This is a genomic window from Brevundimonas diminuta (assembly GCF_039673845.1).
In the GTDB taxonomy this organism is placed as follows: domain Bacteria; phylum Pseudomonadota; class Alphaproteobacteria; order Caulobacterales; family Caulobacteraceae; genus Brevundimonas; species Brevundimonas diminuta_E.
In genome coordinates this window covers 240,701-261,219 of the sequence record NZ_JBDJMK010000005.1, presented here as the reverse complement: position 1 = coordinate 261,219, position 20,519 = coordinate 240,701, and the positions used below count along the sequence as shown (strand labels likewise).

General features: G+C 68.8%; 21 protein-coding genes and 1 other RNA gene. 10 read left to right on the top strand and 12 right to left on the bottom strand.

Annotation, left to right across the window (positions count from 1 at the left end; translation table 11 throughout):
* Positions 1–32: 32 nt before the first annotated feature.
* The 4 genes from ABE454_RS07510 to ffs all read right to left on the bottom strand — a co-directional run bounded on the left by ABE454_RS07510 (position 33) and on the right by ffs (position 3,168).
* The gene (locus tag ABE454_RS07510; RefSeq protein ID WP_346530613.1) at positions 33–422 is read right to left on the bottom strand and encodes a hypothetical protein; all 390 of its coding nucleotides are present in this window, start codon (positions 420–422) and stop codon (positions 33–35) included.
* Positions 409–2,259 carry a DNA polymerase III subunit gamma/tau gene (locus tag ABE454_RS07505; RefSeq protein ID WP_346530612.1) on the bottom strand — a complete coding sequence of 617 codons (1,851 nt, stop codon included), beginning with the start codon at positions 2,257–2,259 and terminating at the stop codon, positions 409–411. The genes ABE454_RS07510 and ABE454_RS07505 overlap by 14 nt, the downstream gene beginning before the upstream one ends.
* Positions 2,260–2,316: 57 nt before the next feature.
* On the bottom strand, positions 2,317–2,715 hold the full coding sequence (locus ABE454_RS07500) for a DUF3597 domain-containing protein (RefSeq protein ID WP_346530611.1): 399 nt from the start codon (positions 2,713–2,715) through the stop codon (positions 2,317–2,319).
* 357 nt (positions 2,716–3,072) lie between these two features.
* Positions 3,073–3,168, bottom strand: an RNA gene (gene ffs, locus ABE454_RS07495) — signal recognition particle sRNA small type.
* A 70-nt stretch (positions 3,169–3,238) separates the two neighbouring features.
* On the opposite strand from ffs, the gene nudC reads away from it, so the two are divergent.
* Positions 3,239–4,156, top strand: coding sequence for an NAD(+) diphosphatase (nudC, locus tag ABE454_RS07490; protein ID WP_346530609.1), 918 nt, complete (start codon positions 3,239–3,241; stop codon positions 4,154–4,156).
* Positions 4,157–4,189: 33 nt separating this feature from the next.
* Here the strand turns inward: nudC and ABE454_RS07485 are convergent, their stop codons facing one another.
* The gene (locus tag ABE454_RS07485; protein ID WP_346530608.1) at positions 4,190–4,912 is read right to left on the bottom strand and encodes a 3-deoxy-manno-octulosonate cytidylyltransferase; all 723 of its coding nucleotides are present in this window, start codon (positions 4,910–4,912) and stop codon (positions 4,190–4,192) included.
* Between the two features lie 148 nt (positions 4,913–5,060).
* Between ABE454_RS07485 and ABE454_RS07480 the strand changes: the two genes are divergently transcribed.
* On the top strand, positions 5,061–5,714 hold the full coding sequence (locus tag ABE454_RS07480; protein ID WP_346530607.1) for a c-type cytochrome: 654 nt from the start codon (positions 5,061–5,063) through the stop codon (positions 5,712–5,714).
* Between the two features lie 165 nt (positions 5,715–5,879).
* Here ABE454_RS07480 and ABE454_RS07475 read toward each other — a convergent pair whose 3' ends face one another.
* Together ABE454_RS07475 and ABE454_RS07470 are read right to left on the bottom strand one after the other, a co-directional pair.
* Positions 5,880–6,677 carry a C40 family peptidase gene (locus ABE454_RS07475; protein WP_346530605.1) on the bottom strand — a complete coding sequence of 266 codons (798 nt, stop codon included), beginning with the start codon at positions 6,675–6,677 and terminating at the stop codon, positions 5,880–5,882.
* A gap of 80 nt (positions 6,678–6,757) precedes the next feature.
* On the bottom strand, positions 6,758–8,140 hold the full coding sequence (locus ABE454_RS07470; RefSeq protein WP_346530603.1) for a leucyl aminopeptidase family protein: 1,383 nt from the start codon (positions 8,138–8,140) through the stop codon (positions 6,758–6,760).
* A gap of 90 nt (positions 8,141–8,230) precedes the next feature.
* On the opposite strand from ABE454_RS07470, the gene ABE454_RS07465 reads away from it, so the two are divergent.
* From ABE454_RS07465 to arfB, 6 genes are all read left to right on the top strand, one after another.
* The gene (locus ABE454_RS07465) at positions 8,231–9,052 is read left to right on the top strand and encodes a tetratricopeptide repeat protein (RefSeq protein ID WP_346530602.1); all 822 of its coding nucleotides are present in this window, start codon (positions 8,231–8,233) and stop codon (positions 9,050–9,052) included.
* A gap of 354 nt (positions 9,053–9,406) precedes the next feature.
* Complete coding sequence (locus tag ABE454_RS07460) at positions 9,407–9,877, top strand: iron-sulfur cluster assembly scaffold protein (protein WP_346530647.1); 471 nt, start codon at positions 9,407–9,409, stop codon at positions 9,875–9,877.
* Between the two features lie 80 nt (positions 9,878–9,957).
* Positions 9,958–10,206 carry a membrane protein insertion efficiency factor YidD gene (gene yidD, locus ABE454_RS07455; protein WP_346530600.1) on the top strand — a complete coding sequence of 83 codons (249 nt, stop codon included), beginning with the start codon at positions 9,958–9,960 and terminating at the stop codon, positions 10,204–10,206.
* Positions 10,203–12,143, top strand: a complete 1,941-nt coding sequence (gene thrS / locus ABE454_RS07450; RefSeq protein ID WP_346530599.1) for a threonine--tRNA ligase — start codon at positions 10,203–10,205, stop codon at positions 12,141–12,143. Before yidD ends, thrS begins: the two co-directional genes overlap by 4 nt.
* Positions 12,144–12,381: 238 nt before the next feature.
* The gene (locus ABE454_RS07445) at positions 12,382–12,840 is read left to right on the top strand and encodes a YaiI/YqxD family protein (RefSeq protein ID WP_346530598.1); all 459 of its coding nucleotides are present in this window, start codon (positions 12,382–12,384) and stop codon (positions 12,838–12,840) included.
* A complete protein-coding gene (arfB, locus tag ABE454_RS07440; RefSeq protein ID WP_346530596.1) occupies positions 12,837–13,238 on the top strand; it encodes an alternative ribosome rescue aminoacyl-tRNA hydrolase ArfB in 402 nt (133 codons plus the stop codon). The genes ABE454_RS07445 and arfB overlap by 4 nt, the downstream gene beginning before the upstream one ends.
* A 146-nt stretch (positions 13,239–13,384) precedes the next feature.
* On the opposite strand, the gene ABE454_RS07435 is transcribed toward arfB, so the two are convergent.
* From ABE454_RS07435 to ABE454_RS07425, 3 genes are read right to left on the bottom strand one after another with little or no spacing between them, the layout of a single operon-like run.
* Positions 13,385–13,873: a hypothetical protein gene (locus ABE454_RS07435; protein ID WP_346530595.1), complete on the bottom strand. Its 489-nt coding sequence runs from the start codon at positions 13,871–13,873 to the stop codon at positions 13,385–13,387.
* Between the two features lie 20 nt (positions 13,874–13,893).
* Entirely contained in the window at positions 13,894–15,477 is a 1,584-nt protein-coding gene (gene ubiB, locus ABE454_RS07430; RefSeq protein WP_346530594.1) for a 2-polyprenylphenol 6-hydroxylase, read from the bottom strand.
* Entirely contained in the window at positions 15,465–16,250 is a 786-nt protein-coding gene (locus ABE454_RS07425; protein ID WP_346530593.1) for a class I SAM-dependent methyltransferase, read from the bottom strand. Before ABE454_RS07425 ends, ubiB begins: the two co-directional genes overlap by 13 nt.
* Positions 16,251–16,374: 124 nt before the next feature.
* On the opposite strand from ABE454_RS07425, the gene ABE454_RS07420 reads away from it, so the two are divergent.
* On the top strand, positions 16,375–16,671 hold the full coding sequence (locus ABE454_RS07420) for a 4a-hydroxytetrahydrobiopterin dehydratase (protein ID WP_346530592.1): 297 nt from the start codon (positions 16,375–16,377) through the stop codon (positions 16,669–16,671).
* The gene (locus ABE454_RS07415) at positions 16,668–17,456 is read left to right on the top strand and encodes an SDR family oxidoreductase (RefSeq protein ID WP_346530591.1); all 789 of its coding nucleotides are present in this window, start codon (positions 16,668–16,670) and stop codon (positions 17,454–17,456) included. Before ABE454_RS07420 ends, ABE454_RS07415 begins: the two co-directional genes overlap by 4 nt.
* Positions 17,457–17,654: 198 nt before the next feature.
* On the opposite strand, the gene ABE454_RS07410 is transcribed toward ABE454_RS07415, so the two are convergent.
* Both ABE454_RS07410 and ABE454_RS07405 read right to left on the bottom strand, forming a co-directional pair.
* Entirely contained in the window at positions 17,655–18,998 is a 1,344-nt protein-coding gene (locus ABE454_RS07410) for an amidohydrolase family protein (protein ID WP_346530589.1), read from the bottom strand.
* A gap of 3 nt (positions 18,999–19,001) precedes the next feature.
* Positions 19,002–20,498 (bottom strand): amidohydrolase, encoded by a 1,497-nt coding sequence (locus ABE454_RS07405; RefSeq protein ID WP_346530588.1) that lies wholly within the window; start codon positions 20,496–20,498, stop codon positions 19,002–19,004.
* Positions 20,499–20,519: the final 21 nt, after the last annotated feature.

Below are 20,519 nucleotides of genomic sequence, written 5' to 3'. Positions count from 1 at the left end.
GACGGCGCGAAAGCGCCGATCCGGGATGACGTTCAGGAGCCCTCGTCGTCTTCGCCGATGATGGTCATTGCGTCGAGGTTCAGATTAAGCCGATCAGCCTCGGCACGAACCTTGGCCATGCCCTTCTCGAAATCGCTAAACGACAATGAGGAGGCTCCACAAGGTAAGGGCAAGACCACGACCGCAGAGCCAGATTTCAGCGCAACCTCGATCAAGCGAGAAGCCTCTGGACGCAACATCGCGCCCGCGCAGTAGGGCGCCGAGGTAATCGTAACTGGGCGACGCCCCGGGATCGTCGGCAAATACACGGTCACAGCGGCTTCGGTATCACCTAGCGTAAGGATTTCCGTCTGGCGTTCCGCTGGAGCGTTTGTCACGCATCCGCCCAGCGTCAGCAGCGCTAAAAGCCTAGTCTTCCGCATACTCGCCGTCGTCGGGGATGGCGGGCATCTCCACGGCCGGGGCCAGGGTGACGATCTCCTTGATCTCGGCGCCGGGGAAGGCCTGCATGATCGACACCACGAAGGGGTCCGCCTCGACCGCCGCGCGGCGGGCGGCGCGGGCCTTCTTCTCGACCTCGATCAGGGTCTCGCCGCCGCCCTGCCCATTGGCGGCGATCAGCCAGGTGCGGCCGGTCCATTCCTTCAAGCGACCGGCCAGACGCCGCGCCAGATCGTGGGGCGAGCCCTCGGCCGGTTCATAGGTGATGGCGCCGGGGCGGAAGCTGACGACGCGGACGTAGCGTTCCACGTCCATCTGCAGGGTGATCTCGCGCTTTTCGCCGATCAGGGCGACCACGGCCTCGAAGCTCTGCGGGTCCGGCAGGGCGGGCGTCGCCATCGGCCGCGCCGCCAGCATGGCCGAGGCGCCGCCGCCTCCGCCGCCTGAGCCGCCGCCGCGTGGGCCGCCCGCGCCGCCGCCGGGGACGCCGCCCGACTGGATCGCCTTCAGCGCCTCTTCCGGGCCGGGCAGGTCGGCGGCGTAGGCCAGACGCACGATGGCCATCTCCACCGCATCGGCCGGATTGGGCGCGCGCCGCACCTCGTCCAGCGCCTTCAGCAGCATCTGCCAGGTCCGCGACAGCGTCCCGGCCGAGATGGCCGCGCCCAGCGCCGCCAGCTTCTGCGCCTGATCGCCGGGCAGGCGGGTGGCGTTCGGCCCCAGCATCTTGGCGACCGAGGCCGCGTGGCAATGCTCCAGCAGGTCGTTGGCCACCTGCACCGGATCGGCACCGTAGCCGTACAGGGTGCGGAAGGTCGTCAGCGCCTCGGCCGTCTTGCCCGCCATCGTCTGCTCGAACAGGGCGATGGTCTGGGTGCGGTCGGCCAGACCCAGCATGTCGCGCACCGTGGCCGTCTCGACCACCGCGCCGCGCTCGGCCTGAACCAGCGCCTGATCCAGCAGCGACAGGCCGTCGCGCACCGACCCTTCGGCCGCGCGCGAAATCAGCGCCAGCGCCTCCTGCTCGATCTTCATGCCTTCGCGCTCGGCGACGCGGCCCAGATGGCCGACCAGAATCTCCGGCTCGACCCGGCGCAGGTCGAAGCGCTGGCAGCGGCTCAGGATTGTCACCGGCACCTTGCGGATTTCGGTGGTGGCGAAGATGAATTTGGCGTGGGGCGGCGGCTCCTCCAGCGTCTTCAGCAGGGCGTTGAACGCCTGCGTCGACAGCATGTGGACCTCGTCCAGCACATAGACCTTGTAGCGGGCTTCGACAGGCGCGTAGCGGACGCTTTCCAGGATGTCGCGGATGTCGTTGACGCCGGTATGCGACGCCGCGTCCATCTCCATCACGTCCATGTGCTGGCCCGCCATGATGGCGGCGTCGTGCCGCCCAGTAGGACTCAGGGCCAGCGACGGCTTGTCGATCGTCTCGGTTTCATTGTTCAGCGCGCGGGCCAGCAAGCGCGCGGTCGTCGTCTTGCCGACGCCCCGCACCCCGGTCAGCATGAAGGCGTGGGCGATCCGTCCGGTGGCGAAGGCGTTGGTCAGGGTCCGGACCATCGCCTCCTGGCCGATCAGGTCCTCGAACGCGCGCGGCCGATATTTGCGGGCCAGGACGGTGTAGGCCTCGCCCTCGGCGGGCGGCGCTTCGAACGCCTTGGGAGCGGGCGCAGGCGCGGGCTCGGCCGCCGGTTCAGGCGGGGCAGGCGGCGGCGGGGCGCCGAACATGTCGTCGGTGTTGGGGTCGCGCTCCTCGACTTCGGGCGCGTCTTCCTCCCACGGAGGACCATCGAGACTGTGATCGGCGTCGCTCATGGTCCTGTCTTAGCGCGAAGGGGCGCCGTCGGGCACCCCCTCGCGCCGCTGAGAGGCTCAGAGATCGGTGGGCAGTTGGCCGCCGTTGTCGCGGATCTTCTGGATCACCTGCTTGTGCAGCCAGATATTCATGCTGGCGCTGTCCGACTTGTCGCCGGTGTAGCCCAGTTCGTCGGCCAGTTCCTTGCGCTCGGCCAGCGAGGATTCCATGCCGACCAGCTTCATCAGGTCGACGATGGAGGTGCGCCAGTTCAGCTTCTGCGCGCGCTGCTCGTTCATGAAGTCGAGGATGCCGGCGACATCGACATCGGCCGCGGGCTGGGGCGCGACGGCCGCTGCGGTGGGGGACGGCGCCGGGGTCGGGGCCGCGGCTTCGGGCGCGGGGGCGGCGGGCGTCGCCGCCGGGGCGTCCTTCTTCCTGAAGACGCCGCCGAGAATCTTGCCGAGAATGCTCATTCGCCTGCTCCTGATGAGGGGATCGAAGCCCTTTCAGCGAATGAGGCGCGGGCCGGTTCCGTGAAGCTTGCGCGACGGGCCTTCCGCGCCGCCGTTCGCCCCTCCCTCGCCGTCATCCTCGGGCTTGACCCGAGGATCGGGCCATTTGTCGCGGGGCATCGGCAAGACAGAACACGCCGTTTAACTCGATCCTCGGGTCAAGCCCGAGGATGACGGCGGAGATGCGGGGGCGGTGGAGATGTAGGGGCCGCCGCGCTCAAGCAGCGAGTGACCGCGTCACGAGCGATAGCGCACTAAAATATCGCATAAAAAAGCGCTCAAGTCGTGAGCACCCGCGGCGCGAACATAGCGCCCAAAATAAAGTAGAGACCGCGACCCGAAGGTGAATTCGTTGTGGCTGCTGCCTTCCGGCCCTGACCAGGTTGGCGAAGCCTTCGCCCGCGATCTCCGAGAGGGGATATGAAGGGGGACGGCGCGGGAATCAAGCCCTCCCCTGCACGCGCTGTCGGGGCTATGAAGCGTCATGCCCTATCGCAACGTCTTTTCCGGCAATCCGCTCGACCGTTCCGGCGACCTTCGCAACGACGCCGCATGGCTGGCCGAGCAGGAGGCCAACCCCGAAGCCCTGGCCATGATCCTGTGGGAGGGCCGTCCGCTGATCGAAACCCATGAGGGGGCCGAGCGGCTGGTCTGGCTGTCGCTGGGTCATGCGCGCGATCTGGCGCGCGACCGCGACGTCTTTCTGGGGCTGTGGAAGGGGGCGCCGGTCTTCGCCGCCGAGTTCGAGGGCTCCATCGACCCGACCAGCGGCCCGGCCGGGGGCCTTGGTCGTTTCGTCGAAATGCGCGAGGCGGCGGTCGTCCTGCCCGAGGCCGACGCCGGGATCGCCGCCACGGCCAAGAGCCTGTTCGACTGGCGGCGCCGTCACGGCTTCTGCGCCGCCTGCGGCAAGGCGTCGGATCAGGCGTCGGGCGGCTGGAAGCGCGTCTGTCCGGCCTGCGGGACCGAGCATTTCCCGCGCGTCGACCCGGTCGTCATCATGCTGCCGGTCTATAAGGGCGGCGCCGAACCCGTCTGCCTGCTGGGCCGTCAGGCGGCGTGGCCCGAAGGCCGGATGTCGGCGCTGGCCGGTTTCATGGAGCCGGGCGAGGCGATCGAAGAGGCCTGCGCCCGCGAGGTGATGGAGGAGGCGGGCCTGACCGTGTCGGACGTGGCCTATCACTCCAGCCAGCCCTGGCCCTTCCCGGCCCAGCTGATGATCGGCCTGATCGCCGAGGTCACGACCGACGAGGCCGCCCCCGACCAGACCGAGCTGGAGGCCGTCGCCTGGCTGACCCGCAGCGAAGCTCGCGCCGTTCTGGACGAGACGCACCCGACCATCCACGCCCCGCCGCCCTACGCCATCGCCCGGCGGCTGCTGGAGACATGGGCGGCGGAATAAACCCTTCTCCCACAAGGGGAAGAAAGAAGGCGCTCAAACCAGCGCCCTCGCGGCCTCCAGGTCGGCCGGGTTGTCCACCGACAGGGGCGCCTCGTCGATCACCGAGGCCCAGATCTGCAGGCCCATCTCAAGAGCGCGCAGCTGCTCCAGCTTTTCGCGTTTTTCCAGCGGCGATTGCGGGGCGGCGCAGAACCGCTCCAGCGCCGCGCGGCGATAGCCGTAGATGCCGACGTGACGCCACACAGGGCCGTCGCCATAAAGGGTCGAGCGGGTGAAATAGAGGGCGCGGCCGCTCGTCTCGCCTTCCGGCAGAGCCAGCACCGCCTTGACCACATCGGGATTGGCCCGGTCGGACACATCGGCCTCGGTCGCGACCAGGGTGGCGATGTCACAGGCTGATTCGCGCGCCAGCAGTCCGGCGCAGGCCCTGGCCAGATCAGGAGAGGCGAAGGGCATGTCGCCCTGGATGTTGATGACCAGTTCATGGGCGCCGTCCGGATCGACCGCACGGGCCGCCGCCAGGATGCGGTCCGACCCGCTGGGCAGGTCAGGATCGGTCAGCACCGCCTCCCCGCCCGCCGCCTGAATCGCCTCGACAATTTCAGCGTCTCCGGCCGCCACGGCGACGCGGAAACCGGACAGGGAAGCCTGCTCCCAGGCGCGCACGATCATCGGCTTTCCGCCGATGTCGGCCAGCGGTTTTCCGGGCAAACGGGTCGCCGCCATGCGAGCGGGTATCATTATCAGAGGTTTCATACTCGCCATCCGCCTTGAAATCGCCCGGAAACGTTCGGGCCGGTTGCGAAGGTCGCGCTAGCGTGTAAGAGACGCCCACGCAAGAATACGCCTGAGCGCCGCTTTGCGGACGGGGGGCTCATCTAGAGACGGGATGCGACGACGCGGTATGAGCGGCGATCTGAAGTGGAACAAGATTATGGGCGCGTGCCTGGGCACCGCCTTTGCGATCCTGGTGGTCCAGCAGGTTTCGGGCTTTGTCTATCAGACCAAGCAACCCGAGAAGATGGGCTACTTCGTCGACGCGCCTGACGAATCGGCCGCCGCGGCTGAAGAAGTCCTGCCGATCGACTGGGGCACCGTTCTGCCGGCCGCTGATCTGGCCGCCGGTGAATCCGCCTTTGCACGCTGCCAGGCCTGCCACACGATCAACTCGGGCGGCGCCGACGGCATCGGTCCGAACCTGTTCGCCGTGGTCGGCGGCCCGGCCATGCACCGCGCGGGCTTCGCCTATTCGGACGCCATGGGCAAACACAAGGCCGAAGCGCCGAACTGGACCTATGACGAGCTGGATCACTTCATCAACGCGCCGGGCCGCTATGTGCCGGGCACCAAGATGTCCTTCGCCGGCATCCGCGATGAAAAGACCCGCATCAACCTGATCGCCTGGCTGCGTTCGCAAGGCTCGGGCGGCTACGCCATCCCGGCGCCGGACCCCGCCCGCCAGCCGGGCGCCGCCGCTCCGGCTGAAGGCGAAGCTGAAGCTCCGGCCGCTGAAGCTCCCGCCGCCGAGGCGCCTGCCGAGGCCGCAGCCGCCGCCTGACGACGGCGACCCGCGAAAAGACAGATGACGGAAAGGCGGCCTTCGGGTCGCCTTTCTTCGTTCTGAAGCCTCGCATCTGGAAGCGCGTCACGACGTGGCGGAGAGGGTGCGGCGAGGGAATCCGGACGCCCTTGCGTCTCGTCGGCCGCCGCCGTCGCGGAAAGGTCAGACGCGGCGGAAAATAGCGGAGGCGAAGCCGTCTGCGGTCAGCCGGGCCTCGACCTCGGCCAGAGTCTCGATGACGACGCCGCCGCGCGCGCCCGTCGAATGGATCACCTGATCGGCGTCGACCATCATGGCCGAATGGCCGGTCCAGTCGCCCTGCGCCTGTGACAGCCACAGAACCAGATCGCCGCGACGGGCCTCATCACGCGACACGGCGCGGCCCAGCCGGGCCTGATCATCGGCGCGGCGCGGGCCGGGCAGGCCGCAGGCCAGAAGCGCCTGCTGCACCAGACCTGAGCAGTCCGTTTCCCGCGAAGAACGGGCGCCCAGCGCGTGCGGACGGCCCAGCAGCCGCTCGGCCACGGCGACAGGATCGCGCTCGAAATCACCGACGGACTGCAGATCCGCTTCGACCAACCCGTCCACATCGGCCAACAAAGCGTTCAGCGGCAGATCGGCGTCCACGGAGGCGACACGGTGCGTCGCCAGCGGCGCGCCGGGCGCCAGAGCCTCAAGCGACACCCAGCCGACCACGCCGTCGCGCCGCGCCCGGCCCCAGGCGCGGTCCTGTCGGCGCTCCAGAACATCGAAGACCTCGCCGAACAACAGCTGGTCGATGCGCAGCCCGTCGTCTGACACGATGTCGGCGACCGGCAGGCGGCAATGGGCGGGATCGGTGCGTCGATAGGCGTCGGCCCGCATCAGACCCTCCAGCGCCTGCTCGGCCAGCACCACGCGATCCCCGTCCCGAAGGATCAGGGGCGCGCCGGGCGGCAGCAGGGCCAGAACATCAGTCAAACGGCGGTCTCTGGACGGCTTCGACAATTCGAACAGCCGACCCTAGGCGCCGATCCCGAAGGGGGCGTTAACAGCCCCCGCTATTTTGCGAATTTGTCGCTGAGATAGCGGAAGCAGGCGCGGATAGCCTGCGCCTCGCCGCCCTCGGGCCAACCGGGGCGGGCGCGCGGGTTCCAGGCGAAGACGTCCATGTGCGCCCAGCTGCCGGTCGTCGGGGCGAACTTCTGCAGGAACAGGGCCGCCGTCACCGATCCGGCCTGGGCCCAGGCGGCGGAATCATTGCGCACATCGGCGATCTCGCTGTCCAGAGAGGCGCGATAACCCGCCCACAAGGGCATCCGCCACAGGGGGTCGCCCACGGCGCGACCGGCGCTCAACACGCCCTCTGCCAGGGCGTCGTCGTCGGTGTAGAGCGGCGGCAGTTCCGGCCCCAGCGCAATGCGAGCCGCCCCGGTCAGGGTGGCGAAATCCAGCGTCAGGTCCGGCTGATGCTCGCCCGCCCGCGTCAGGATGTCGGCCAGAATCAGACGCCCTTCGGCGTCGGTGTTGCCGATCTCTATGGTCAGGCCCTTGCGGCTGTTCAGGATGTCGCCCGGCCGGAAGGCGTCGGCCGACACGGCGTTCTCAACCGCCGCGACCAGCACCACCAGCCGCACCGGCAGACCGGCCTGCATGATCAGCCGACCCAGCGACAGGGCGTGGGCGGCGCCGCCCATGTCCTTCTTCATATTACGCATCCCGGCGGCGCCCTTGAGGTCCAGACCGCCGGTGTCGAACACCACCCCCTTGCCGACCAGAGCCACCAACGGCAGGTCCGCTTGGTCCAGATTCCAGCCGATCTCCAGAACGCGCGGCGCGCGGTGTGGGGCGGCGGCACGGCCGACGGCGTGAACGGCCGGATAGTTCTCCTCCAGCAGGGCGTCGCCGGTGGTGACGGTCAGGCTCGCGCCCGCGCCCTCGGCGATTTCGCGCGCGATGGTTTCCAGTTGCAGCGGCCCCATGTCGGCGGCGGGGGTGTCGACCATCTCGCGCGTCAGGGCGCAGGCGGCGGCGATGTTCAGCGTCGCCGTCAGGTCGAGGCCGTCCGGCGCCACGAGACGCGCGCGGCCGCGTTCCGGCCCGGCCTTGTAGCGGTCGAACAGATAGCCCCCCAGCGCAAAGGCCAGAGCCGCCTGATGCGCCGCCTCGCCCTCGACGCCCTCCAGCCGCCAGTCGCCCGCAGGCAGCCGCGTCGGCAGGCCGCGCGCCGTCATGGGGTCGAAGGCCTCGCCCACTCCGAACAGGGCCAGCTCCGGCGCGCCGTCCTCGCCGGGGACGACCAGCAGCTGGCCCGCCTTTCCGGTGAAGCCGTTGGCCTCGGCCCAGACGGCGATGCGTCCCTCCAGCGCCGCGCCCGCCTTGACGATGCGGACCGGGCGCGCGGCCCCGGCGGCGGCGATCAACAGTTCGGACTGAGGGGACATGGAGGCGACCTTTCCGACGCTTAACGCCGATTAACCAAACCTTGACGCGTCGGCGCGACCATAAGGCCAGAACCGCCACGGACCTCTTCCATGTCGCGCAACGCCGCCCTCGCCGCAACCGTCAGCCTGACGCTTCTGGCCCTCGCCGCCCCGGCCCTGAGCCAGACCGCGCCCGCGCCGCGCCCGTCCGCCGACGCCGCGACGCGCGCCGGCTATGACCGCGCCGACGCCCTCAGCCGCTCGGTCTTCTGGACGCAGGAGCAGCAGATCAATCCGATGGACCCGGTCGCCGGGGTCAAGCTGGCCCAAGCCCTGCGCGAACTGGGCCAGTTCGATCAGGCGGCTGAGACGGCGCAGGGCGTGCTGGTCGTCCAGCCCGCCAATGTCGAGGCCATGCTGGAGGTCGGGCGCGCCCATATCGCGCGCGGTCAGGCCTTCTACGGCATCGCCGCGCTGGAACAGGCGAAGGCGGCCGCGCCGCGCGACTGGCGCCCGCTGTCGCTGCTGGGCGTGGCCTATCAGCAGGTGCGCCGCCCCGATGACGCCCGCGCCGCGTGGAACGAGGCCCTGCACCTGTCGCCTGACAACGCCGACGTCCTGACCAACGCCGCCATCGCCCGCATCGGCGAGGGGGATGCGCCATCCGCCGAAATCCTGTTGCGTCGCGCGGCGGCCCAGCCGGGCGCCAGTCTGCAGGTGCGTCAGAACCTGGCCCTTGCGCTGGGCCTGCAGGGCAAGACCGCCGAGGCCGAGGCCATCCTGCGCCGCGACCTGCCGCCCGAGGCCGCCGACCAGAACCTGCGCTGGCTGGCCGCGCGGATGCAGCCGGGGCAGAGCGCGGCGGCAGTCGCCCCCGCCCTCACTGAGGCGTCGCCGACGGCGCGGACTTGGTCGTCGCTGCAGGGCGGGTAGAGGCTCACCCCGTTCAAATATTACTGCCGTCATCCTCGGGCTTGACCCGAGGATCGGACCATATGCCCGCGCCTCATTGGATAGGTCACGCGCGCCGCTACGCTCGATCCTCGGGTCAAGCCCGAGGATGACGGCGGGATAGGCGGAAGGCGCGACTTTCTCCCTCCCCTTTATGGGGAGGGTGGCTGAGCCCGTATGGGCGAGGTCGGGTGGGGGCGGCGAGGCTATTCAAGCGCAGAGCCCAGATCACCAAGCCCTCTCCACCCGGTCGCTGCGCGACCACCCTCCCCATGAAGGGGAGGGAGAGCCGCGACGTCTCTTCACCTTCCGCCCTTGAACGCCTATCTTCATCCCGTGATCGACGACCTCTACAGCGCGCGCATTCTGTCGCTGGCGGCCAACCTGCCGCACAGCGGGCGCCTGCCTGCGCCCGAAGGCTCGGCCGAGCGGGTCGCCAAGCTGTGCGGGTCGAAGGCGATCATCGACGTGATGCTGGACGCCGACGGCCGCGTCAGCAACTTCGCCCAGACGGTCAAGGCCTGCGCCCTGGGTCAGGCGGCGGCGGGCGTGGTCGGGGAAAACATCCTCGGCGCATCGGTTCAGGAGATCGAGGCCGCGCGCGACGCCATGTCGGCCATGCTGAAATCCGGCGGCGAAGGCCCCGAGGGCCGCTTCGAAGCCCTGCGCGTCCTGAAGCAGGTCGCTGACTACCCGGCCCGCCACGCCTCCACCATGGTGGCGCTGGAGGCGACGCTGGACGCCGTGAAGCAGGCGTTGGCCAAACACCACAGCGATACGCGAACTCGCCTCGCCGGCGCGGCCTGAACGGCGCGTCGGTTGATCCCCCTGCTGTGAAGAGGGATAAGCGCGACGAACCCGAAACAGAGCCCCCGGCGAAGGGACCGATGTCTCTCTACGAACGCAGCGTCCACGCGGCCCATCGGGGCTATAAGCTGACGCTGTCCCCCCTGATCGGCCAGCAGTGCCGGTTCATGCCGACCTGTTCGGATTACGGGCGCGACGCCCTGATCCGGCACGGTCCGGTGCGGGGGGGATGGCTCACCGTGCGGCGCCTCTGTAAATGCCATCCCTTCGGCGGTTCGGGCTATGATCCCGTTCCGCCCGCCAAGTCTGAAAAAGAACGACCGTCATGATCGAACTGAAATTCCCCGACGGCGCCGTGCGTCAGTATCCGGCCGGCTCGACGGGCCGCGATGTGGCCGCCGCCATCTCGCCCTCGCTGGCCAAGAAGGCGGCCCTGGTCGTCTGGAACGGCGAGCAGCGCGACCTGGACCGCGTCATCGACGGGAACGGCGACTTCCGCCTGCTGATGCGCGACGACGCCGAGGCGCTGGAGACCATCCGCCACGACGCCGCCCACGTGCTGGCGCAGGCCGTGCAGGAGCTGTTCCCCGGCACCCAGGTGACGATCGGCCCAGCGATCGAGGACGGCTTCTATTACGACTTCGCCCGCGACGAGCCCTTCTCGACCGACGACTTCCCGAAGATCGAGAAGAAGATGGCCGAGATCATCGACCGGGGCGCGCCGCTGGAGCGTCAGGTCTGGAACCGCGACGAGGCCATCGCCCACTTCGAGACGCTCGGCGAAACCTATAAGGCCGAACTGATCCGCGACCTGCCCGAGACGGAAACGATCACCGTCTACAAGCAGGGCGAATGGGCAGACCTGTGCCGGGGGCCGCACTTCCCGACGACCAAGTTCGTGGGCAAGGCCTTCAAGCTGACCAAGCTGGCGGGCGCCTATTGGCGCGGCGATTCCAGCCGCGCCCAGCTTCAGCGCATCTACGGCACGGCCTGGGCGACCAAGGAGGATCTGGACGCCTATCTGCTGCGCATCGAAGAGGCCGAGAAGCGCGACCACCGCAAGCTGGGCCGCGCCATGGAGCTCTTCCACATGCAGGAAGAGGGCCGAGGCATGGTCTTCTGGCACCCCAAGGGCTGGGTGCTGTGGCGCGTGCTGGAGGCCTATATGCGCCGCCGTCTGGACGCCGCCGGATACGTCGAGGTCAAGACGCCGCAGGTGCTGGACCGGAAGTTCTGGGAGGCCTCGGGCCACTGGGACAAGTACCGCGCCAATATGTTCGTCTGCGAGACGGTCGAGGGCGAGACGCTCAGCCTCAAGCCGATGAACTGCCCCGGTCACGTGCAGATCTTCGATCAGGGCCAGCGGTCCTATCGCGAACTGCCGCTGCGCATGGCCGAGTTCGGCGCCTGCCACCGCTATGAGCCGTCGGGCTCGCTGCACGGCCTGATGCGGGTGCGGGGCTTTACGCAGGACGACGCCCACATCTTCTGCCGCGAGGACCAGATCGTCGAGGAGACGGCCGAGTTCATCAAGCTGGCCTATTCGGTCCACGCCGACCTGGGCATGGAGACCAAATACATCAGCCTCGGCACCCGCCCCGAGCTGCGCGCCGGCACCGAGGAATTCTGGGACAAGGCCGAGGCCCAGATGCTGGAAGCCGCCCGCGCCGCCGGAACCGAGCCGGTCGTCACCGAGGGCGACGGCGCCTTCTACGCGCCCAAGCTGGACTTCATCGTCAAGGACGCCATCGGCCGCGAATGGACCTGCGGCACGATCCAGCTGGACTATGTCCTGCCAGAACGTCTGGATGCGACCTACATCGCCGAAGACGGCCAGAAGCACCGCCCGGTCATGCTGCACCGCGCGATCCTGGGCTCTTTCGAGCGCTTCGTCGGCATCATGATCGAGAACTACGCCGGGGCCTTCCCGCTGTGGCTGGCGCCGACGCAGGCCGTGGTGGCGACCATCACCTCGGACGCCGACGGCTATGCGCAGGAGGTTCTGGCCAGGTTCCGCGCGGCGGGCCTGCGCACCGAGATCGACCTGCGCAACGAGAAGATCAACTACAAGATCCGCGAACACTCGGTCGCCAAGGTGCCCGCCATCGCCGTGGTCGGCCGCAAGGAGGCCGAAGAAGGCAAGGTCGCCATCCGCCGCTTCGGCTCGCAGGCCCAGACCATCGTTACGGTGGATGAGGCCATCGCCATGCTGACCGACGAGGCTCTGGCGCCGGACCTGAAGCGCATCCGCGACGGCGTGGCGTAAGACTGAGCGCGCGTCTCCTCCCCACGGCGTGGGGAGGGGGACCACGAAGTGGTGGAGGGGGCGACGCCGACATTGACCGTCGAGACGCCCCCTCCGTCACGTCGCCTTCGGCGCCGCGCCACCTCCCCATTGCATGGGGAGGAGAAAGTCGCGTCGGGTCGAGAAGGCGGAGCCTTCTGCCCGCGACCCGGCATCAAGCGGCCTTCTCGTCGCGTGCGCGACGGGCCATAAGCCTGTCATGGCCGCCACCCTCTACATCGACGCCGACGCCTGCCCCGTGAAGGAGGAAGTCTACCGCGTGGCGCGACGCTGCGGCCTGAAGGTCTTCGTGGTGTCCAACGCCTGGATCAACACCCCGCGCGAGCCGCTGATCGAACAGGTGGTCGTCGACGCCGGGCCGGATGTCGCCGACGACTGGATCGCCGAGCGCGCCAAACGCGGCGACATCGTCATCACCGCCGATATTCCACTGGCCGACCGGGTGCTGAAATCGGGCGCACAGGCGCTGAAGTCCAACGGCCAGCCGTTCACGTCCGACTCCATCGGCTCGGCCCTGGCCGGGCGGATGATCGGCGAGCACCTGCGCTCCATGGGGGTGCCGACCAGCGGACCGCCGCCCTTCTCCGCCGCCGACCGCTCGCGCTTCCTGCAGGCGCTGGACGCGGCCGTGGTGCGGGCGCGCAGAGAGGCGTCATGAGCCGCATTCCCGAGGACGAGCTGGAGTTCCGCTTCTTCCGCGCCGGCGGGCCGGGCGGCCAGAACGTCAACAAGGTCTCGACCGCCGTTCAGATGCGGTTCGACGTGAAGAACTCGCCCAGCCTGACCGAGCCGGTGAAGACGCGGCTGATGAAGCTGGCGGGCAGCCGCCTGACGCTGGACGGCGTGATCGTCATCAGCGCCGTGCGCTTCCGCACGCAGGAACGCAACAAGGCGGACGCCGTCGAGCGGCTGGAGACAATGGTCGCCGAGGCTTCGATCAGACAGGTCTATCGCGTGCCGACCCGGCCGACGCGGGCGTCAAAGGAACGGCGGCTGCAGGCCAAGTCCAGCCGTTCCGCAATCAAGAGCGGGCGCGGGAAACCGTCGCTGGATTAGGGACTGGCCCAGCCACTCCCCACCGCCGTCATCCTCGGGCTTGACCCGAGGATCCAGCCATCCGCGCGCCCGACCCCGGACAACAGGAGCGCGCCCTTACCCTCGATCCTCGGGTCAAGCCCGAGGATGACGGCGAAAGGACGCCCTCAGTCCTGCGCCGGGCGGAACAGCAGGGCGGCGATCTGGTCCTCGGCGTCGAAGCCGATCACCCAGTCGGTGGCCTGTTTGTCGAACACCACGCGAAAGATGTCGGCGCCGTTCTGCTGGCCGCGATGCTCGACAGTCTTTATCGCGCCGAACTGCTGGATCAGCGGGATCATCTCGCCCGACTTGGCGCGCACCTGTTCAGCCAGCCCAGTCGTGAAGTCCGTATAGTCGATGTTTCCGCTCTGGAAGGCGGCGATGACCACGCGCAGCGCCTCTTCCGAACGGGCGATGTCCGGCGCCGTCGCAGCAGGGCCGGATATGGCGGGCGGACCCGCCTTTTGGCGAGGAGCCGCGTCGCCCTCAAAGCTGTCCGGCAGGGTGGCTGCGGCGCCCGGCTGCGCAGGCGCCTGCGCCAGAACGGGCGTCGCGATCTGAGCAGCCAGCAGGGTCGCGCCCATCAGGGCGGCGGTCAGCGAAAGGGTCTTCATGCGCAGGCTCCGAAGAAACGTCAGGCGACGATCATCGGCCAAAGCGTCAGCACCAAGGCGGCTGTCGACACACATACGGCGACGGTGACGGCGGCGACCACCCAGGGCCGCGTTCCGGCCTTGTCGATCACCAACGTCTGAGACTGCGGCGGGTTCTGCACCAGACGCGACAGGGCCTTCAGCGTCGCCAGCGCCTCCTCCACCGTTTCCTTCACCTGAGCGGTCGGGCCCAGTTCGCGCTTGATCCAGCGCTCTACCACGGGCTTGGCCGCATCCCACAGGTCGTGATCGGGGTTGAGACGCCGCGCCACCCCCTCGACCGAGACCATGGTCTTCTGCAGCAGCACCAGTTCGGGGCGCAGGTGCATGTCGAACAGGGCGGTGATCTCGAACAACTGGCCCAGCAGACGCCCCATCGACACCTGACTGGCCTGACGCCCCACGACCGGCTCGCCCACCGCGCGCAGGGCCTGCGCAAAGGTGTCGACCGAATGATGCGGCGGCACGTAACCGGCCTCGAAGTGAACCCGGCTGATGCGGTCGTAATCGCGGCTGATGAAGCCCCACAGGATCTCGGCCAGATAGCGTCGCTCGGACGGACCCAGCCGCCCGACGATGCCGAAGTCGATGGCCGTCAGCTGGGCCGGAGCATCGGCGAACAGATTGCCCTCGTGCAGGTCGGCGTGGAAGACGCCGTGATCCAGCGCCTGCACCAGAAAGGCCCGCACCACCTTGTCGGCCAGGGCGTCCTTGTCGAGGCCGGGCAGGTCGATCAGGGCCGGGTCCGTCATCGGCACGCCCTGCGCCCATTCCAGCGTCAGCACCCGCTTGCCCACCCCGTCCCAGACGACGGCCGGGGCGGTCATATAGCCATCCTTGGCCATGACCTCGGCCAGTTCTGAGGCGGCGGCCGCCTCCAGCCGCATGTCCAGTTCAAGCTGCAGCGACTGGGCGATGATCTCGACGAAGGCACGCGGCTCAAGCCGACGGGCGGGTTCGACGAAGCGGTCGACCAGCTTGGCCCCCAGACGCATGGCGTCCAGCCCCTGGGCCACGCGGCGCTCGACGCCGGGACGCAGCACCTTGACCGCCACCTTGCGCCCGTCCGCCAGCCAGGCCGGGTGCGCCTGGGCCAGCGACGCCGCGCCCATCGGCTCGGCCAGATCGATGAACAGGCTCTCGGCCGGGCGGCCCAGCGAGCGTTCGATCTCGCGCTTGGCCTCTTCCAGCGGGAAGGGCGGCAGCTTGTCTTTCAGGCGCCCCAGATCCTGCGCGAACTGCAGGCCGAAGATGTCGGCGCGCGTGGCCAGAACCTGTCCCAGTTTGATGGCGACCGGGCCCAGATGCTCGAACGCCTGACCGACGCGCTGTCCCGGTCGCCCGGCGCGGTGCCTGCGGCTGGCGAACATCTGGACGAAGCGGGCGAACGGACGCCCCCACGCAGGCAGCAGGGGGGTGGCTTCGCGCGGGATCAGGGCGTCATGGCGCGCCAGCACCCAGCCCCAGCGCACCATGCGCAAAGCCGCCCCGACCGGATGGCGGACCGGCTGGGCCTGAGGCGTCGGCGGCGGCGCGTTGAAGGTCAACCGGCTCAGATCGCCCACCCGTGGTGGATGGCGGCGATCCCGCCCGACAGATTGGTGACGCTGACGCGGCTGAAGCCCGCCTCCTCGATCATCCGCTTGAAGGTCTGCTGATCGGGGAAACGGCGGATGCTCTCAACCAGATACTGATAGGAATCCCGATCCTTGGCGACCAACTGGCCGATGCGCGGAATGGCGTGGAAGGACCAGGCGTCATAGGCCTTCCTCAGCGCGCCGGTCGTGGGCCGCGAGAACTCCAGACAGATGAAGCGGCCGCCCGGCTTCAGCGCGCGGCGCGCCTCGCGCAGGGCCTGCGGAATGTCGGCCACATTGCGGATGCCGAAGCTGATCGAATAGGCGTCCAGGCAGGCGTCCGGCAGCGGCAGATGCATGGCGTCGCCGACGCCCCAGGCCATCTCGGGCTCGCCGCCCTTGGCCACGCCGTTCAGGATCATCTCGGCGTTGTAGTCCATGACGATGACCGTGGCGTCCTCGCCCCCGCGCCGATCCTGCGCCGCGCGGGCCATCTTGGAATAGCGGCGCGCCATGTCGCCGGTGCCCCCGGCCATGTCCAGCACCACCTCGCCCGGCCGGACGTTCAGCTTGGCCGCCGTCGCGTCCTTCCAGATGCGGTGAACGCCCGCGCTCATCAGATCGTTCATCAGGTCATAGTTGGACGCGACGGAATCGAACACGCCGCGAACCATCTGCACCTTTTCCTTCGCGTCCACATCGCGGAAACCGAAGGAGGAAGTCTTGCCGGAAGCGTTGGGAGAGGGATCGGCCTGGGTCATGGCTGAGGGTTTAACGCCTCCCGCCGTCGCCGTCATCCGGGGAAGCGTCGCATCGGACGTTGCGTCACGGCTTGTCGCGTCACGAGGCGCGCGATACGCCTGATGAAAATCCAAGGAGACGCCCATGACCGCCGCCCTCGATGTGACCGAAGTTCTGGCGAGCCTGCCCGAATGGCGCCGCGCCGACGATCCGCGTCCGGCCATCGCGCGGTCGTTGCGTTTCGCCGATTTCAACGCCGCCTTCGGCTTCATGACCCGCGTCGCCCTGCTGGCGGACAAGGTCGATCACCATCCGGAGTGGTCCAATGTCTACAATCGTGTCGAGGTGCTGCTGACCACCCATGATGCGGGCGGCGTGACCGAGCGGGACGTGGCGATGGCGCGCTTCATCGACGAAGCGGTCAAAGGGCTGGCGGAATGAGCGCCCCCGGCCGCGTCGCGGGCAAGGCGGCCCTGATCACCGGCGCCGCCGGTGGTCTGGGTCAGGCGATGGCGCGGATGCTGGTCCGCGAAGGCGCCAGGGTCGCGCTCAGCGATCTGGATCTGGACCGCGCGCAGGCTCTGGCCAAGGCGATCAACGCCGAGCATCCCGGCATGGCCTTCGCCTATGAGCACGACGTCACGCGTGAGGACGACTGGGTGCGCGTGGTCGCGGCGGCGGTTCAGGACATGGGCGGGCTCAACATACTGGTGAACAACGCCGGCATCGGCGGCGAGCTTCTGTGGGCCGAACAGGACACGCTGGAGAACTGGCGTCGGGTTCAGGCGATCAATCTGGAATCCGTCATGCTGGGCTGCAAGCACGCCATGGCGCCGCTGCGGGCGTCGGGCGCGGGGTCCATCGTCAACATTTCCTCGATCGCGGGGCTGGCGGCGGCGCCGGGCATGGGCGCCTATAACGCCACCAAGGCGGCGGTCTGGCTCTATACCAAGACGGTGGCGCTGGAGGCGGCCAAGGCGGGCTGGAACGTGCGCGCCAACTCGGTGCATCCGGTCTTCATCAAGACGCCGATCCTTGATCCCTTCATCGCCATGGCAGGCGGAGACGAGGCGAACGCCCACGAAAAGCTGGCGCGCGGCATTCCGTTGAAGCGGATCGGCGAGCCGGACGATGTAGCGTACTGCGTGCTGTATCTGGCCTCGGACGAGTCCAAGTTCGTGACCGGCGCTGAGTTCAAGATCGATGGCGGGCTGACGGCGCAGTAGGGGGCAGGGATGGGGGTGGACGTGCGACCTGGCCGGACAAGCGCGCGAGGCGCTGCGGCGTCTCATCCGCCACACTGGAAACCTCCTGCCGCCGCCCCCACCCAACCCTCCCCCATCGAGGGGGAGGGCTTTAAGCACAAACGAAAAAGGGCGCCGCGGTTTCCCGCAGCGCCCTTTCTGTCTTCTGACCTTGAAGCCTTAGCGGCCGTAGGCAGGCGGCATGGCCCCTTCGCCGCCCGTGCGATAGCGGTCGCGCAGCAGCAGGTTGCGGCCCTGCAGCGGCTGCTCCACCCCGTCGATCAGCACGGCCGAGGGCTGGCTGAAGGGCTCCAGCGGATCGCCCGACCAGACCACGACGTCGCCCGCAGCCCCAGCCTTCAGCTCGCCGAACTGGCCGTCGAAGCCGAAGATGCGGGCGGGGTTGACCGTGATCGCCTGAATGGCCGCCGCGAAGGGCAGGCCGTGCGAAACGGCGTTGCCCGCATTGTAGCGGATGTCGCGGGCGCGGTGGGCCGAGCCCTCATTGCCCTTGATGGCGATGACCACGCCGGCCGCATTCAGGGCCGCCGCATTCTGCATCCGCGCCGCCCGCATCTCGAAGTTCGAGGGCAGGTTGGTGATCGGGTGCAGCAGGACCGGGACGTTGGCCGCCGCGATCTCATTGGCCACCAGCCAGCCTTCGGCGGCGCCGTCCAGGATGACCTTGACGCCTTCCTCGCGCGACAGGCGCAGCACCTGCTGGATGTCCGAGGCGCGGTTGACCGTGACGATCAGCGGCATCCGACCCTCAGCCACCGGGATCAGGGCCTCCAGATCGGCGCGCGACAGCGACAGGGCGCGCATGTCGGCGCGGTCATAGGCCGCCTTGTTGCGGGCGAAGGCGCGCACCTCGGCCAGGGTTTCCTTGAACAGGACGAACTCGGCGCCGCGCGCGCCGCCTGCGACTGCTGCGCCCGCCTCGCCGAAGGGGGCGGTCATGGCGACCTTGGACTTCACCAGGATGTCGGTTCCGCCCAGCTTGATGACGGCCGCCTGACCCGCGAACAGGCCCGGCGTCTGATAGCCGCCGTCGCCCGCGCCCGCGAAGTCGGAGTCGTCATGGCTGTGGCCCGCGCGCGACCCGGCGTGACGCGGGGTGACGACGGCGCGGGTGACGCCGCCCAGACGCGCCACCGGCAGGGTGAAGGACCACGGGTCCAGCCCATAGGACAGGTCGAAGGCCGCCGTCAGGGTGTTGGCGCTGTTCGACAGGTCGTTGGAGCCGCGCACCGAGCCGACCTCGGTGCCGCCCAGACCGGAATCCACGGCGACGAAGCCGGGGGTGACGACCTTGCCGCGCGCATCGATGACGCGCATTCCGGCCGGAGCCGCGCCGGTTCCGACCGAGACGACCTTGCCGTTACGGATGACGACGGTGCCGTTCTCGACCACCGAGGTTCCGGTCAGCACCTGGCCGCCGGTGATGGCGACGTCCTGCGCCAGAGCGGGGCCGGTCAGGGCGAAGGCTGCGACAGCGCCCGCGAGGAGAGTTTTGATACGCATGGTTCAGCGGGCTCCCTGAGCGACGCCGGCGGCGGACAGGCCATAGCCGGGCTGGCCCAGTTCGAAGTCGGACACGGGCTGGAAGGCGGGGTTCAGGCGGTCGAACGCCAGTCCGCCGTCGATGAAGACCTGATCGGCGCGGGCGTAGATCGAGAAGGGATCATGGCTCCAGATCACCACATCGGCGCGTTTGCCGTTCTCCAGAGAGCCGGTTTCCTTGTCGATGCCGATGGCTTTGGCCGCGTTCAGCGTGATCCAGCCGATAGCGTGCTCTTCGGAAATGGTCAGGCCCGCCCGGCGACCGGCCGAGACGGCGGCGGCGGCTTCCTGATTCAGGCGCTGGATCAGCATGTCGTCGTCCGAGTGGATGACGGCGCATGAGCCTTCGGCCGCGTCGGTCAGGGCGGCGTTTTCCTCAATGCCGTCCAGAGCTTCCATCTTGAAGCCCCACCAGCCGGTCCACATCGCCGCGCAGACGCCTTCACGCGCCAGCATGGGGGCGATCTTATAGGCCTCGACCGCGTGGTGGAAGGTGGTGACCTTATAGCCGAACTCCTTGGCCACATCGAGCATCACGGCCATTTCGTCGGCGCGATAGCAGTGGTTCTGCACCAGGATCGAACCGTCCAGCACGCCCGCCAGAGTCTCAAGCTGCAGGTTGCGGGTCGGGGGCGTCCCCTGACCGTCCTCACGCCACTTGTCCCACTTGGCCTTGTAGTCGCGCGCGGCGATGAAGCCCGCGCGATAGCCGGCGACATTGCCCATGCCGGTGGCCGGCGACTGATTGCGCGAACCATAGACTCGCGACGGGTTCTCGCCGCAGGCCATCTTCAGGCCGTAGGGGGCGCCCGGGAACTTCATTCCCTGCATCGTCACCGAGGGGACGTTGCGCAGGGTCACGCCGCGGCCGCCGAACAGATTGGCCGAGCCGGGCAGGATCTGGATGGTCGTCACCCCGCCCGCGCGGGCGGTGTTGAAGCCGGGATCCTGCGGCCAGATCGAATGTTCAGACCAGACCTGGGCGGTGTTGGGGTTGGTGGCTTCGTTGCCGTCGCTCATCCCCTGCACGGCCGGCGAGGGATAGACGCCCAGGTGGCTGTGAATATCGATGACGCCCGGCGTGACGAAGCGGCCGCGTGCGTCGACCACCTGGTGCCCGGCCGGAACCGGGGTGTCCGCCCCGCCGACAGCGGCGATGCGGCCATCGGTGACGACGACGACGCCGCCCTCGATCTTCTGGCCCGCGCCGGTCAGCACCGTGGCGCCGACAATGGCCATGTTCTGGCGCGGCAGGCCGCGATAGGTCGACGGATAGGGATCCTGATTGGCCCAGCCGTCCAGACCCGGCGCCATCGTCCGGTCCTTCGAGGACGACGAATCAGACGCGGTCTGCGTCTTGGGCGACGCCTCGCCGGTCGTGGCGCAGGCCGAAAGGCTGAGCGCAGCGAGCGCGCAGGTGAGAACAGCGAGGCTTGGACCCCGCAGGCGACTGAACAACATGGGCGAGCCCCCTCGCGCCCG

Excerpts from the sequence above, each read along its gene's own strand:
- ABE454_RS07510 (WP_346530613.1), bottom strand. The coding sequence starts at position 422 with ATGCGGAAGACTAGGCTTTTAGCGCTGCTGACGCTGGGCGGATGCGTG.
- ABE454_RS07505 (WP_346530612.1), bottom strand. The coding sequence starts at position 2,259 with ATGAGCGACGCCGATCACAGTCTCGATGGTCCTCCGTGGGAGGAAGAC.
- ABE454_RS07500 (WP_346530611.1), bottom strand. The coding sequence starts at position 2,715 with ATGAGCATTCTCGGCAAGATTCTCGGCGGCGTCTTCAGGAAGAAGGAC.
- nudC (WP_346530609.1), top strand. The coding sequence starts at position 3,239 with ATGCCCTATCGCAACGTCTTTTCCGGCAATCCGCTCGACCGTTCCGGC.
- ABE454_RS07485 (WP_346530608.1), bottom strand. The coding sequence starts at position 4,912 with ATGAAACCTCTGATAATGATACCCGCTCGCATGGCGGCGACCCGTTTG.
- ABE454_RS07480 (WP_346530607.1), top strand. The coding sequence starts at position 5,061 with ATGAGCGGCGATCTGAAGTGGAACAAGATTATGGGCGCGTGCCTGGGC.
- ABE454_RS07470 (WP_346530603.1), bottom strand. The coding sequence starts at position 8,140 with ATGTCCCCTCAGTCCGAACTGTTGATCGCCGCCGCCGGGGCCGCGCGC.
- ABE454_RS07465 (WP_346530602.1), top strand. The coding sequence starts at position 8,231 with ATGTCGCGCAACGCCGCCCTCGCCGCAACCGTCAGCCTGACGCTTCTG.
- yidD (WP_346530600.1), top strand. The coding sequence starts at position 9,958 with ATGTCTCTCTACGAACGCAGCGTCCACGCGGCCCATCGGGGCTATAAG.
- thrS (WP_346530599.1), top strand. The coding sequence starts at position 10,203 with ATGATCGAACTGAAATTCCCCGACGGCGCCGTGCGTCAGTATCCGGCC.
- ABE454_RS07445 (WP_346530598.1), top strand. The coding sequence starts at position 12,382 with ATGGCCGCCACCCTCTACATCGACGCCGACGCCTGCCCCGTGAAGGAG.
- arfB (WP_346530596.1), top strand. The coding sequence starts at position 12,837 with ATGAGCCGCATTCCCGAGGACGAGCTGGAGTTCCGCTTCTTCCGCGCC.
- ABE454_RS07435 (WP_346530595.1), bottom strand. The coding sequence starts at position 13,873 with ATGAAGACCCTTTCGCTGACCGCCGCCCTGATGGGCGCGACCCTGCTG.
- ABE454_RS07425 (WP_346530593.1), bottom strand. The coding sequence starts at position 16,250 with ATGACCCAGGCCGATCCCTCTCCCAACGCTTCCGGCAAGACTTCCTCC.
- ABE454_RS07420 (WP_346530592.1), top strand. The coding sequence starts at position 16,375 with ATGACCGCCGCCCTCGATGTGACCGAAGTTCTGGCGAGCCTGCCCGAA.
- ABE454_RS07415 (WP_346530591.1), top strand. The coding sequence starts at position 16,668 with ATGAGCGCCCCCGGCCGCGTCGCGGGCAAGGCGGCCCTGATCACCGGC.
- ABE454_RS07410 (WP_346530589.1), bottom strand. The coding sequence starts at position 18,998 with ATGCGTATCAAAACTCTCCTCGCGGGCGCTGTCGCAGCCTTCGCCCTG.
- ABE454_RS07405 (WP_346530588.1), bottom strand. The coding sequence starts at position 20,498 with ATGTTGTTCAGTCGCCTGCGGGGTCCAAGCCTCGCTGTTCTCACCTGC.